This is a genomic window from Albidovulum sp. (assembly GCF_008933605.1).
GTDB lineage: Bacteria > Pseudomonadota > Alphaproteobacteria > Rhodobacterales > Rhodobacteraceae > Albidovulum.
Map to the genome: position 1 here is coordinate 1 of NZ_WBUS01000092.1, position 13,640 is coordinate 13,640.

Sequence of the window (13,640 nt, forward strand, 5' to 3'; positions counted from 1 at the left end):
GACGAAGGGCGCGCCGGTGCCCGGCTCGATCACGCCGAGTGCGGCCATCCGGGCGCCGCGCATGAGGTCGCGGGCGATGCCGCGCGCCGCCGAGTCGGTCGCCCGGATCGGGTCGCTGGGGCGCTGCGGGACGGCGGTGCTTGGCAAGCGTCGCTCCTGTTCCGGTTCAGGACTCTCGTTGACAGGGCGCGTCGGCTCTCGCTGCCGCGCGCGGTGGCATCCTTCTGGCGCATCATGGACCGGGCAGCGGGTAAGACAAGCCCCAGTTTTTCCGAACAATATCTGCCGAAGACGGCAACAGTGCCGCGGGAGGGCCACGGGCCCGGCCGCGGCACGCTCCTGTCGCTCGGCCTGCGCGAGCCCGAGGTGCACTTTGCCCACGACATCGGGGCCGCGGTGGCGGCAGCCCACCGGGCCTTGCCCTGAGGCGGGCTTCCTGCGAGCCTGCCGCGAAATCGGAGCGGAGGGCGGAATGGCTGTCGTGGAGCCGTTGGGCGAAGACGAGATGGAGCCCAGGCTGCGTGCCGAGGTGCAGTTCTTCAAGGGACCGCTCGGCGTCGTCCCGAACTCGGTGCGCACCATGGCGCACCGTCCCGAGATCGCCCGCGCCTTCACGGCGCTCAATGTCGCGGTGATGACCTGCCACGGCGCGGTCAGCCCTGAGTTCAAGCGGCTCCTGGGCTACGTGACCTCGTTCGTTTCGGGCTGCCGCTATTGCCAGGCGCACACGATCCTCGGGGCCGAGCGGTTCGGCGCCGCGCCCGAGCGGCTCGAGTCCGTCTGGGATTTCGAGGACAGCCCGCATTTCACCCAGGCCGAGAAGGCCGCGCTCGCCTTCGCCCACGCCGCGGCCGAGGTGCCGAACGGCGTGACGCCCGAGATCGCCGCGCGCCTCAGGGCGCACTGGAGCGACGGCGACATCGTCGAGATCATGGGGGTCGTCGCGCTTTTCGGCTACCTGAACCGCTGGAACGACTCGATGGGATCGGCGCTCGAGGACCTGCCCGTCGCGGCGGCCGAGGCGCATCTCGGCGCAACGGGGTGGAGCGTCGGCAAGCACCGCTGAGCCGGCGACGAATCGCCAATTCGCTGCGAGCGCAAACATCGGCGGGGCGGAATCCGCGGGCCGGATCGCGCCGCGCCTGCGGCATCGAGCGCATCGGTCGGGCCTCCGCGCCGAAGAGGGACGCCCGGCGCGAAGTTCACCCGTTCGTGAACCGGCAACGGGTTGAAATCCCTCGGCAAATTTTTGCCACATTTCCAAGAATTTACAAGATTAGCCGACTATATGTGAACAAATTTACAAGAAAATCTTTTTGTTCAAAAGGCTTACAATAAAATGAACGATTGGTTTACAATGATGCTCGAGCACGGACCCCGGCGGGGTCGTGGGCCTTCATGCGTGGCGCGGCGAGTGACGCTTCGCGACGCCGGACCTGCAACGGAGGATCGAGATGTCTGCTGCGAAGGATCAGTCGGTTCAGCCACCGGAGATGCGCGAGGTCCCCCCGGGCTTCGAGAAGGCCCATGCCGATGCCGCCAAGTACCGGGCCATGTATGCCGAATCCATGGCCGACCCCGATGCCTTCTGGGGTCGCGAGGGCAAGCGGCTGGACTGGATCAAGCCCTACACGAAGGTCAAGGACACCGACTTCACCTTCGGCAAGGTCTCGATCAAGTGGTTCGAGGACGGGGTTCTGAACGCCTCGGTCAACTGCATCGACCGCCACCTGAAGGACCGCGCGCTGCAGACCGCGATCATCTGGGAGCCGGACGATCCCAAGACGCCGGCGAAGCACATCACCTATCGCGAACTGTCGCGGAAGGTGAACCAGATGGCCAACGTCCTCCTGAGCCAGGGCGTGATGCGCGGCGACCGCGTCGTGATCTACCTGCCGATGATCCCCGAGGCGGCCTATGCGATGCTGGCCTGCGCGCGGATCGGCGCGATCCATTCCATCGTCTTCGCCGGCTTCTCGCCCGACGCGCTGGCGAACCGCATCAACGATTCCGGCGCAAAGCTCGTAATTACCGCCGACACCGCGCCGCGCGGCGGGCGGCGGACGCCGCTCAAGGCCAATACCGATGCCGCGCTCCTGCATTGCTCCGACAAGGTGCGCTGCCTCGTCGTCAAGCACACCGGCGACCAGATCTCCTGGGTGAACGGGCGCGACGTGGACGTGCTGGCCATGATGGACATGGTGAGCCCCGAATGCCCGCCGCGGCCGATGAGCGCGGAAGATCCGCTCTTTATCCTCTATACCTCGGGCTCGACGGGCAAGCCGAAGGGCGTGGTGCACACCACGGGCGGCTATCTCGTCTTTGCCGCGATGACGCATCAATACGTCTTCGACTACCATGACGGGGACGTCTTCTGGTGCACCGCCGACGTGGGCTGGGTCACCGGGCACAGCTACATCATCTACGGCCCGCTGGCGAACGGCGCGACGACGCTGATGTTCGAGGGCGTGCCCACCTATCCCGACGCCGGCCGGTTCTGGGAGGTCTGCGCCAAGCACAAGGTGACGCAGTTCTACACCGCGCCGACGGCGATCCGCTCGCTGATGGGGCAAGGGCCGGAATGGGTCGAGAAGCACGACCTGGAGAGCCTGCGCGTCCTTGGCACGGTGGGCGAGCCGATCAACCCAGAGGCCTGGGTCTGGTACGACCGCCACGTTGGCAAGGGCAGACGCCCGATCGTCGACACCTGGTGGCAGACCGAGACAGGCGGGCACATGATCACCCCCCTTCCGGGCGCGGTCCCGACGAAGCCCGGCTCGGCGACGCTGCCCTTCTTCGGCGTCAAGCCGGTGGTGCTCGATCCGGCGACGGCGGTGCGCCAGGGGGAGACCGAATGCGAGGGTGTCCTCTGCATCTCCGACAGCTGGCCGGGGCAGATGCGCACGCTCTGGGGCGATCACGAACGCTTCCAGGAGGCCTATTTCAGCCAGTACCGCGGCTATTACTTCACCGGCGACGGCTGCCGGCGCGACAAGGACGGCTACTACTGGATCACCGGCCGGGTCGATGACGTGATCAACGTCTCCGGCCACCGCATGGGCACGGCCGAGGTGGAAAGCGCGCTCGTCGCCCACCCGAAGGTGGCCGAGGCGGCGGTCGTCGGCTATCCGCACGACATCAAGGGCCAGGGCATCTATGCCTATGTCACGCTGATGAACGGCGAGGAACCGTCGGAGGACCTGCGCAAGGAACTGGTGAAGTGGGTGCGGACCGAGATCGGTCCCATCGCCTCGCCCGACCTGATCCAGTGGGCGCCGGGCCTGCCCAAGACCCGCTCGGGCAAGATCATGCGCCGCATCCTGCGCAAGATCGCCGAGAACGACTACGGGTCGCTTGGCGACACCTCGACGCTGGCCGATCCCGCGGTCGTCGACGACCTCATCGCGAACCGGATGAACCGGGCCTGAGGCGATGGGAGAGGTCATGGCCGCACCCGCCGTCATCATCCTCCTCGGGCCTCCGGGCGCGGGGAAGGGCACCCAGGCGCGGATGCTGGAGGAGCGCTTCGGGCTCGTCCAGCTCTCGACCGGCGACCTCCTGCGGGCCGCGGTGGCGGCGGGGACGCCCGCGGGCCTCGCGGCGAAGGCCGTCATGGAAGCCGGCGGTCTCGTCAGCGACGAGATCGTGCTGGCGATCCTGAAGGACCGGATGGCCCAGCCCGACGTGGCCAGGGGTGTCATCCTCGACGGCTTCCCGCGCACGGCGGGGCAGGCGGGGGCGCTCGACGCGCTTCTCGCCGCCGAAGGCCGCGGTGTCAGTGCCGCGATCAGCCTCGAGGTGGACGACGAGGCGATGGTCGGCCGCGTGGCCGGCCGTTACACCTGCGCCGCCTGCGGCGAGGGGTACCATGACGAGTTCAAGCAGCCCGCCACGGCGGGAGTTTGCGACAAATGCGGCGGCACGGCGTTCAAGCGCCGCGCCGACGACAATGCCGAGACGGTGCGCGAGAGGCTGAGCGCCTATCACGCCCAGACGGCGCCGCTGATCGCGCACTACCGGGCGATGGGCGTGCTCGAGACGGTCGAGGCGATGGGCTCCATCGACGAGATCGCCGAAGGGCTCGCCGCCATCGTCACGCGCAAGGCGGGATAGAACGGCCGGCGTCCCGACGCACGGGGCGCGGGTGGGAGGAAACCTAGGGGAGATGCCGATATGGCAGACAAATCATCGTCGCACGCCTATTGGCAGGCGAACGTAAGGATCATCCTTATCTCGCTTGCCATCTGGTTCATCTGCTCCTTCGGAATGGGCATCATTCTGAGGCCCGCGTTGAAGGGGATTTCGGTCGGCGGCGCCGATCTCGGGTTCTGGATGGCCCAGAACGGCTCGATCTATGTGTTCCTGGTCCTGATCTTCGCCTACGCCGCGAGGATGAACAAGCTGGACCGCGAACACGGCGTGGAAGAATAAGGGGGCAGGGGACAGATGGATCAGTTTACCCTCAACCTGATCGTGGTGGGCGCGACCTTCGCCCTCTACATCGGGATCGCGATCTGGGCCCGCGCGGGCTCGACCGCAGAATTCTATGCCGCGGGACGCGGCGTCAACCCGATCATGAACGGCATGGCGACGGGCGCGGACTGGATGTCGGCGGCCTCGTTCATCTCGATGGCCGGGATCATCGCGCTTGCCCCGGCGGGCGGCTACACGCAGTCGGCCTTCCTCATGGGCTGGACCGGCGGCTACGTGCTGCTGGCGCTCCTGCTCGCGCCCTACCTCAGGAAGTTCGGCAAGTTCACGGTGCCGGAGTTCATCGGTGACCGCTTCTATTCGGGCGCCGCGCGGCTCGTCGCCGTAATCTGCCTCATCGTCATCTCGGTCACCTACGTTATCGGCCAGATGCGGGGCGTGGGTGTGACCTTCTCGCGATTCCTCGAAGTGTCGACCGACATGGGCCTCTACATCGGCGCGGCGATCGTCTTCGCCTATGCCGTTCTCGGCGGCATGAAGGGGATCACCTACACCCAGGTGGCGCAGTACGTCGTCCTGATCGTCGCCTACACGATCCCGGCGATCTTCATCTCGCTCAACCTCACCGGTGCGTTCCTGCCGCAGCTCGGCCTGATCGGCGGCTATGCGCCGCAGGGCGGCGACATCTCGATGCTGCAGAAGCTCGACCAGGTCGTGACGGAACTGGGCTTCACCGCCTACACGGCCGACACCACGAACATGTTCAACATGGTGCTCTTCACCATGTCGCTCATGATCGGGACCGCCGGTCTGCCGCACGTGATCATCCGCTTCTTCACGGTTCCGAAGGTCGCCGACGCGCGCTCCTCGGCCGGCTGGGCGCTGGTGTTCATCGCGCTGCTCTACACCGTGGCTCCGGCCGTGGGTTCGATGGCGCGGCTCAACCTGACCACGACGTTCTGGCCGAACGCGGTGGCCGGCAACGCGCTCGACGGCGACGCCATCGCGCTCGCCGACATCGAGAGCAAGCCGGAACTCTCCTGGATCAACACCTGGAAGGAAACCGGTCTTCTCCAATATGAGGACCTGAACGGCGACGGCAAGATCCAGTACTACAACGACAAGAACGAGGCCGTGGCGGCCATCGCCACCGAACGCGGCTGGACGGGGAACGAAGTCACCAAGATCGACAACGACATCATGGTGCTCGCCAACCCCGAGATCGCCAGTCTGCCGGGCTGGGTGATCGCTCTCGTCGCCGCCGGCGGTCTGGCCGCCGCGCTCTCGACCGCTGCGGGTCTTCTGCTGGCCATCTCGTCGGCCATCAGCCACGACCTGATCAAGGGCTCCATCAATCCGAACATCTCGGAGAAGGGCGAGCTTCTGGCGGCGCGGATCTCGATGGCAGCCGCCATCGTGGTCGCGACCTACCTCGGGCTCAACCCGCCGGGCTTCGCGGCCCAGGTGGTGGCGCTGGCCTTCGGTCTGGCAGCGGCGACGATCTTCCCGGCCTTGATGATGGGCATCTTCTCCAAGCGCATCAACAAGGAAGGGGCGATTGCCGGTATGCTCGCGGGCCTGGTGTTCACTGCGGTCTACATCTTCCTCTACCTCGGCTGGTTCTTCATCCCCGGCACGAACGTGTACGAGAACACCGCGGCGAACCACTTCTTCGGTATCTCGCCGCTGTCGATCGGCACGGTCGGTGCCGTGGTGAACTTCGGCGTCGCCTACGTGATCTCGTCGATGACGAAAGAACCGCCGCATGAGGTGGTTGAACTCGTGGAATCGATCCGCATCCCGAAAGGTGCGGGCGCGGCTACCGGGCACTGAGTCCAGAACGATGCCGGTGCGCCCCGTCCGCGGGGCGCACCTCTTCCGGCAAAGGGGCTGGCGGTGCACGACGACATCCGGACAATCCAGACCTTCCTGGAATCGGTCCATCCCTACGACACCCTGCCGCAGGACGAGCTGGCGCGCGTCGCCGGTTCCTTCGGCCGCAGGCAGGTTCCTGCCGGAACCGAGATCTACACGATGGGCGAGCCGCTGACGGGGCTCTACCTCATCGAATCCGGCAGTGTCGAAATCCTCGACCGCAACGGCGTGCTGGTCTCGCTTCTGGGCCGGCGCAATTCGTTCGGCGAGCGCGGACTGATGCGCGACGGCCTCGCCGTGACTGTCGCGCGCGCGACCGAGGCCGCGACGCTTCTCAAGCTTCCGGTGGGCGAATTCCGTCGCCTGATCGCGAGCTTTCCGTCGTTCGAGCGCTTCTTCAACCGGTCGCGCGGGGCCGAGCCCCGGGTGAACGACCTGACCACGCGCCGGGTGTCCGAGTTTCTCACGCGCGAACCGATCGCCTGCGGCCCGGCGACGAGCGTGGCAGCGGTCGCCAAGATCATGCGCGACGCCGGGGTTTCGAGCCTTGGCGTCACCGAGGATGACGGGCAACTGATCGGCGTCGTGACCACCCGCGACCTCGCCGTCAAGGTCCTCGCCGAGGAGCGCGACCCTGCGGCGCCGGTGTCCGAGGTCATGACGCCGGGGCCGGTGACGCTGCCGCCCACCGCGCTCGGGTCGGACATCCTGCACCTGATGCTGGAGCGGAGGATCGGGCACCTGCCGATCACCGACAACGGCCGCTTCGTCGGCATGGTCACCCAGACCGACCTGACGCGGCTGCAGGCCCTGTCGTCGGCCGTTCTCATCCGTGACATCGCCGGGGCGGAGCGGGTGGACGAGATGGCCGCGGTCACCCGGCGCATCCCGCAGCTTCTCCTGCAGCTCGTCGGCGGCAACCACCCGCACGAGGTCACCACGAGGCTCATCACCGACATCGCCGACGCCGTCACACGGCGACTTCTGGCGATGGCGGAGGCGGAGCTCGGCGCGCCGCCGGTGCCCTACCTCTGGCTCGCCTGCGGCAGTCAGGGCCGGCAGGAACAGACCGGCGTCTCCGATCAGGACAACTGCCTGATGCTCGATGACCGGGTGACGGCCGGGGACATGGACTATTTCGTCCGGCTCGCGCGCTTCGTCTCCGACGGGCTCGACGCCTGCGGCTACGTCTATTGCCCCGGCGACATGATGGCGACGAACCCGCGCTGGTGCCAGCCGGTGGCGAAATGGCGGGATTATTTTCGCGGCTGGATCCACCGGCCGGACCCGGAGGCGCAGATGCTCGCCTCGGTCATGTTCGACCTCAGGCCCATCGGCGGCGCGGCGGGCCTTTTCACCGACATCCAGACCGAGACGCTGGAGGCCGCGTCGAAGAACTCCATCTTCGTCGCGCACATGGTCTCCAACTCGCTGAAGCACACGCCGCCGCTGGGCCTCATCCGCGGCTTCGCCACGATCCGCTCGGGCGAGCACCGCAACCAGATCGACCTGAAGCACTCCGGCGTCGTGCCGGTCGCCGACCTCGGCCGGGTCTACGCGCTGCAGGGCCGGCTCACGGCCGTCAACACCCGGGCGAGGCTGGCCGCGGCGACCGAGGCGGGGGTGATCTCGCCGACCGGCGGGCGCGACCTGATGGAGGCCTACGACCTCATCGCCGAAACCCGGCTCGAACATCAGGCGCGCCGGGTGCGGGCCGGAGGGGTGCCGGACAATTTCCTCGCGCCCTCGGATCTTTCGGATTTCGAGCGCAGCCACCTGCGCGACGCCTTCGTGGTCGTGCGCACGATGCAGTCGGCCGTGGGCCATGGGAAAGGGGCGCTGGGATGAGGGCCGGGACATGCTGGTAGAGTTCTTCGCCGCCATCGTCGCCGCCGTGGCGGTTGCCGGCCTGGTGCTGCTGGCCGGCAAGCTCGGCCGGATGACCGGCCGCTGGTCACTGCCGAAATGGGTGATGCCCGCGGCCGCCGGCGCGGCCATGCTCGGCTTCGCGATCTGGAACGAATACAGCTGGTTTCCCCGCACGAAGGCGGAGCTTTCGGCCGACATGGTGGTGGCGAGCGCCCCGGAGGAGAGCATGCCCTACCGACCCTGGACCTACCTCTTCCCGATGGTGACCCGCTTCATAGCGGTGGACCGCGGCGCGGCGGCGGCGGGGGCCGAGGTCTTCGCCACCAACGCCTACGTCGTCACCCGCTGGGGCCAGACGCAGCAGGTGCCGGTCGCGTTCGATTGCGCCCGCATGACCCGTGCCGATCTCGTCGCCGGAGCCGGGCTGGCCGCTGACGGAACGCTGACGGGGGCCGAATGGCTCCCGCCGGATGCAGAGGACCCACTGGTACGCGCGGCATGCATGGGAGGATGACATGGAGGGAGGAAGGCTCAGACATCGCGTCCTGATCGTCGAGGACGAGGACAACATCGCGCTCGCGCTCGACTACGTGCTGACCCGCGAGGGGTATGAGCACGAAAGGATCGCAAACGGCGCCGAGGCCCTGCCGAAGATCCGCGACACGGCGCCCGATCTCGTCCTTCTGGACGTGATGCTGCCCGAGGTGTCGGGCTACGAGATCTGTCAGAACGTGCGGATGGACCCCAAGCTGAAGGACGTGAAGATCCTGATGATGACCGCGCGCGGCTCCGCCATAGAGCGGCGCAAGGGACTGGCGCTCGGCGCCGACGGGTTCATCGCCAAACCCTTCGAGCTCAAGGAGTTGCGCGATGAGGTGCGCCGGCTTCTCGAACCGGGGGCGGGAGGCAATGCTTGAACGGCTGAGCCTGAGGCAGCGGCTCCTGCTGTTCTTCGCGGCCATCGCGCTGGGCGGGGTCGCGGCGATCGCGGGCGGACTCTGGCTCTCCTACCGCCGGCTGGGGGAGGCGGAGGTGGCCTCGGGGTTCCTGCTTGCCGGCGCGGTCGGGGGCTTCGGCCTTCTCGGCGTCGTCACCTGGGTCTGGCGCCTTTTCGACGAGAACGTGGGCCGCGCGCTCGACCGGATCGCGGCGGGGCTCAGGGCGCAGGCCCATGCTGAGGGCGCGGGGGCCTTCGATCCCGGGCCCGCGCGCTATCTTGGCGATCTCGGACCCGCGGCCGCGGCCGTGTCGGGCGCGCTGGCCGACACCCGCTCTGCACTTGTCGCGGCGGTTGCGCGCGAGACGGGGCGGCTCCAGTCCGAGAAGGGGCGGCTCGAGGCACTCCTCTCCGATGTGCCGGCCGGGGTGCTCCTCTGTTCGGGAAGCCATCAGCTCGTGTTCTACAACGGCCCGGCGACCGATCTACTCGGCGCCGGCGCGGCGCCGGGGCTCGACCGCAAGGTCTTCGACTACCTCCGCGCCGCGCCGCTCGCCCATGCCTACGAGCGGCTCGTCGCCTCGGGCGAGGCCGATGCGGTTTCCGACCTGATGGTGGCGACGCTGGACGGGGCGCGGGTGCTGTCGGGCCGGATGCGGCTTCTCGACGGCGCGGGGGAAAAACCCGGCTACGTCCTGACCTTGCGCGACGTGACGGCCGACCTCGCGGTCCACGCGGGCCGCGACCGCCTGCTCGAGGAGATCTTTGACCGCATCCGCCGTCCGGCCGCCAATCTGCAGACCGTGATCGGCGTTGTCACCGAGGCCGGGGGCGGCCCCGACGAGGGCGCGCCGGGCGGCAGCAGTGCCCTCGGCGCGGCGATGCTTCAGGAAGTCGGCGCGCTCGCCGCCACGGTGCGCGAACTCGGCGAGCGTTACGACGCGGCGCGCGGCGCCTGGACGGTGCTGCCGATGACAAGGGCGGCCGACCTGATCGACGGGCTCGGCGCGCGGGTCGAGGCGCAGGGCGAGCGGCTCGCGTCGCGTGCCGCCGACCTCATCCTGAGGTGCGACGGGTTCGAGATCGTGGCGCTTCTGGCCGGGCTTGTCCGCCGGCTCGCGGACCGGGGCGATGCCGCAGACTTCCGCCTGGAGATCGCCGAGGAGGGCGCCGGCGCGCTCCTCAGCCTCGACTGGACCGGGGCGCCCCTTTCCATCGGAATGCTGGAAGGCTGGCTCGCCGAGCCGGTCGATCACGCCGCCGGGGTCACCGGGCGCGCGGTGCTCGCGACCCATGCGACCGAATGCTGGCCCGAGGTCGGAACCGCCGGCGGGCGGCCGGCGGTACGGCTGCCGATCCGCGACGCGCGGCGTGCCTCGCGCAACGTCACGCCGATCACCCGGCACGTCGTCTACGACTTCGACCTCCTGTTCCGTCCGCGCGCCGCGGCGGAACTGGCCGAGACCCCGCTCGAGGCACTGACATACGTCGTCTTCGACAGCGAGACGACGGGCCTCCTGCCCGACCAGGGCGACGAGATCTGCCAGATTGCGGGCTTGCGTCTGGTGAACGGGCGCCGCGTGGCCGGCGAGGTCTTCGACATGCTCGTGAACCCGGGCCGGCCGATCCCGTCGAGGGCAACCGAGGTGCATGGCATCTCCAACGCGATGGTCGCGGAAGCGCCGGACGTGGTGGAGGCGGTGACCCGCTTCCACAAGTTCGCGGAGGATGCGGTTCTGATCGCCCACAATGCGCCCTTCGACATGACTTTCCTCAAGCGGCGGGAGGTCGAGATCGGGCGCGCCTTCGACAACCCCGTCCTCGATACCGTGCTCCTCTCGGCGGTGGTCTACGGCCAGACCGAGGTCCACAGCCTCGACGCGCTGAGCCACCGGCTCGGCATCACCATCCCCGAGGAGGCGCGGCACACTGCCATCGGCGACACGATCGCCACGGCGGAAGCCTTCCTGAAGCTCCTGCCGATGCTGAAGGGCAAGGGGCTCGTGACCTTCGGCGATGTCCTCGCCGAGGTGCGCAAGCACGGGCGGCTCCTGAAGGACCTGAACGCCTGAGGGGCGCTGCCCCGTCCCGGACCGGGCAAGGGACTCCCTCGGAATATTCGCCCCGCGCTGACAGGTTCAGGCGAAGGGGTCTTCCGGGTAGCTGACGCCGGTGAGGCAGAGCCCGTCGGGTGGGGCGACGGGGCCGCAGGCGGCGCGGTCGCGTGCCCGGAGCGCGGCCTTCACGTCGGCGGGGGACCAGGCGCCCGCGCCGGCGCGTTCCAGCGTGCCGACGATGGAGCGGACCTGGTTGTGCAGGAACGAGCGGGCGCGCAGGTGGAAGCGGTATTCGCGGCCGTGCGGGATCTCGCGGTCCTCGACGCGGATCTCGTCGAGCGTCTTCACCGGGCTTTTCGACTGGCAGAGGGCGGAGCGGAAGGTGGTGAAGTCGTGCTGGCCGACGAGATGCGCGGCGGCCTCGCGCATAGCCTCGGTGTCGAGCGGGCGGAGGACGCGCCACGCGAGACCGGCTTCTAGGGTGAGCGGAGCGCGGCGGGCGATCAGGCGGTAGGTGTAGCGCCGTTCGGTGGCGGTGAAGCGCGCGTGGAAGTCCGGCAGGACCCGCGTGGCGGCGAGGATGGCGACGGGCGCGGGCTTCAGGTGCCAGTTCAGCGCCTCCATTAGGCGGAAGGGCTCCCAGTCCTTCGCGAGGTCGCAGTGCGCGACCTGGCCCGTGGCATGGACGCCCGCGTCGGTCCGGCCCGCGGCGGCGACGGAGGGCACGCCCCGCTCGAGCCGCGCCAGCGCCGCTTCGACCGCCGCCTGCACGGAGGGATGCGCGTTCTGGCGCTGCCAGCCCGCGAAGGGGCCGCCGTGGTATTCGACCTTGAGCGCGTAGCGGGGCATGTGGCCCCTTTAGCGCCCGCGCGGGGGGCTTGGCAATCGCCCCTACCCATGCGGCGAAGCGCGGCCTATCTTGGGCCAAAGACGAGGGGCAGGCTTTGGCTTTATCCGACATCACCGGGGCGCTCGGCCGCACGATCGAGGGGCTGGCGCAGCCCTTTTCCGATCCGGTGATCCGGTTGGGCGTCACGGGCCTCAGCCGCGCGGGCAAGACCGTCTTCATCACCGCGCTCGTCGCCAACCTGATGGACCGGGGGCGGATGCCGGGGCTCAGGGCGGCGGCCGAGGGGCGGATCCTCTCGGCCTTCCTGCAGCCCCAGCCCGACGACACGGTGCCGCGCTTCGACTTCGAGGCGCATCTCGCCGCCGTGACGGGACCCGAGCCGCACTGGCCGGAGAGCACGCGGGCGGTAAGCGAACTCAGGCTCTCGTTCCGGCTGAAGGAGGCGGGGCTGCTGGGCGGGGTGCGGGGGCCGCGAACGCTGCATCTCGACATCGTCGACTATCCCGGCGAGTGGCTGCTGGACCTCGGGCTCATGGGGCGGAGCTATGCTGCCTGGGCGGGCGACGTCCTTGGCCGGATCGGGGCGCGTGCCGAGGCGGCGGGCTACCTCGCGGCGCTGGCGGGCGTGGACGCGGCGGCGGCGCATGACGAGGCGACGGCGAAGGAACTGGCCGGCGCCTTCGCGCACTACCTCGCCGCCGCGCGGGCGGCGGGCTACTCGGACTGCACGCCGGGCCGGTTCCTCCTGCCGGGAGAGCTTGCGGGCTCGCCCGTCCTGACCTTCGCGCCGCTGCCGGCACCGGCCGCGACGCCGCGAGGGTCGATCTGGCGCGAGATGGAGCGACGGTTCGAGGCCTACAAGGAGAAGGTGGTGAAGCCCTTCTTCCGCGACCATTTCGCCCGCATCGACCGGCAGGTGGTGCTGGTCGACGCGCTGGGCGCGATCCATTCCGGTCCGCGCGCGGTCGAGGACATGCGTGCCGCGATGGCCGAGATTCTCGCGGCCTTCCGTCCCGGCAAGGTCGGCTGGCTGATGGGGCTTCTCGGTGCGCGGCGGGTGGAGCGCATCCTTTTCGCCGCGACCAAGGCCGATCACCTGCACCATTCCCAGCACACCCGCCTCACGGCGATCATGGCGGCCCTCGTTCGCGAGGCGAAGGACCGGGCGGACTTCGCCGGCGCCGACACCGCCGCCATGTCCATCGCCGCCCTGCGCACGACGGTCGAGGAGACCGTGACGCACGAGGGCCGCGTGCTCGACGCCGTGCGCGGGCGGCTTCTTGCGACGGGGCGCGAGGCCACGTTCTATGCCGGGGACCTGCCGCAGAACCCGGCCGAAATCCTTTCCCCGGCGCGCCAGGGAGCGACGGGCTGGCTCGACGCCGACTACCGGGTGATGAGCTTCGCGCCGGCGCGGCTGAACCTCAAGCCGGGCGAGGGTCCGCCGCACATCCGGCTCGACCGGGCGGCGGAGTTCCTCTTGGGCGACAGGCTGTGAGGCGAGAATGACGAACCCGAACGGCCCCGTCCTGATCGAGCGCGAGGAGGCAGCCGCGATCGGCCCCGACGCGGCGCCGCCCGTGCCCGACGCCGCGCCGGTGCCCGAAGGGCGGGCGATGCA

The 13,640-nt window shown here is 69.1% G+C and carries 12 protein-coding genes; 11 read left to right on the top strand and 1 reads right to left on the bottom strand.

Annotated elements, in window-relative coordinates:
* Nucleotides 1-300 precede the first annotated feature (300 nt).
* From F9K34_RS12365 to F9K34_RS12410, 10 genes are all read left to right on the top strand, one after another.
* Nucleotides 301-426, top strand: a complete 126-nt coding sequence (locus F9K34_RS12365; RefSeq protein ID WP_291337273.1) for a hypothetical protein — start codon at nucleotides 301-303, stop codon at nucleotides 424-426.
* A gap of 46 nt (nucleotides 427-472) precedes the next feature.
* The gene (locus F9K34_RS12370; protein WP_291337274.1) at nucleotides 473-1,066 is read left to right on the top strand and encodes a carboxymuconolactone decarboxylase family protein; all 594 of its coding nucleotides are present in this window, start codon (nucleotides 473-475) and stop codon (nucleotides 1,064-1,066) included.
* A gap of 427 nt (nucleotides 1,067-1,493) precedes the next feature.
* Nucleotides 1,494-3,428 carry an acetate--CoA ligase gene (acs, locus tag F9K34_RS12375; RefSeq protein ID WP_291337284.1) on the top strand — a complete coding sequence of 645 codons (1,935 nt, stop codon included), beginning with the start codon at nucleotides 1,494-1,496 and terminating at the stop codon, nucleotides 3,426-3,428.
* 16 nt (nucleotides 3,429-3,444) lie between these two features.
* Nucleotides 3,445-4,113: an adenylate kinase gene (locus F9K34_RS12380; protein WP_291337275.1), complete on the top strand. Its 669-nt coding sequence runs from the start codon at nucleotides 3,445-3,447 to the stop codon at nucleotides 4,111-4,113.
* A gap of 60 nt (nucleotides 4,114-4,173) precedes the next feature.
* Nucleotides 4,174-4,431 (top strand): DUF4212 domain-containing protein, encoded by a 258-nt coding sequence (locus F9K34_RS12385; RefSeq protein ID WP_291337276.1) that lies wholly within the window; start codon nucleotides 4,174-4,176, stop codon nucleotides 4,429-4,431.
* 15 nt (nucleotides 4,432-4,446) lie between these two features.
* On the top strand, nucleotides 4,447-6,264 hold the full coding sequence (locus F9K34_RS12390; RefSeq protein WP_291337277.1) for a sodium:solute symporter family protein: 1,818 nt from the start codon (nucleotides 4,447-4,449) through the stop codon (nucleotides 6,262-6,264).
* 63 nt (nucleotides 6,265-6,327) lie between these two features.
* On the top strand, nucleotides 6,328-8,154 hold the full coding sequence (locus F9K34_RS12395) for a DUF294 nucleotidyltransferase-like domain-containing protein (RefSeq protein ID WP_291337278.1): 1,827 nt from the start codon (nucleotides 6,328-6,330) through the stop codon (nucleotides 8,152-8,154).
* A gap of 10 nt (nucleotides 8,155-8,164) precedes the next feature.
* The gene (locus F9K34_RS12400; protein WP_291337279.1) at nucleotides 8,165-8,689 is read left to right on the top strand and encodes a hypothetical protein; all 525 of its coding nucleotides are present in this window, start codon (nucleotides 8,165-8,167) and stop codon (nucleotides 8,687-8,689) included.
* Between the two features lies 1 nt (nucleotide 8,690).
* Complete coding sequence (locus F9K34_RS12405) at nucleotides 8,691-9,092, top strand: response regulator transcription factor (protein ID WP_291337280.1); 402 nt, start codon at nucleotides 8,691-8,693, stop codon at nucleotides 9,090-9,092.
* Nucleotides 9,046-11,184 (top strand): 3'-5' exonuclease, encoded by a 2,139-nt coding sequence (locus F9K34_RS12410; RefSeq protein WP_291337281.1) that lies wholly within the window; start codon nucleotides 9,046-9,048, stop codon nucleotides 11,182-11,184. The genes F9K34_RS12405 and F9K34_RS12410 overlap by 47 nt, the downstream gene beginning before the upstream one ends.
* Nucleotides 11,185-11,250: 66 nt before the next feature.
* Here F9K34_RS12410 and truA read toward each other — a convergent pair whose 3' ends face one another.
* Nucleotides 11,251-12,018 (bottom strand): tRNA pseudouridine(38-40) synthase TruA, encoded by a 768-nt coding sequence (gene truA / locus F9K34_RS12415; RefSeq protein WP_291337282.1) that lies wholly within the window; start codon nucleotides 12,016-12,018, stop codon nucleotides 11,251-11,253.
* A 95-nt stretch (nucleotides 12,019-12,113) separates the two neighbouring features.
* Between truA and F9K34_RS12420 the strand changes: the two genes are divergently transcribed.
* Nucleotides 12,114-13,517 carry a YcjX family protein gene (locus tag F9K34_RS12420; RefSeq protein WP_291337283.1) on the top strand — a complete coding sequence of 468 codons (1,404 nt, stop codon included), beginning with the start codon at nucleotides 12,114-12,116 and terminating at the stop codon, nucleotides 13,515-13,517.
* Nucleotides 13,518-13,640: the final 123 nt, after the last annotated feature.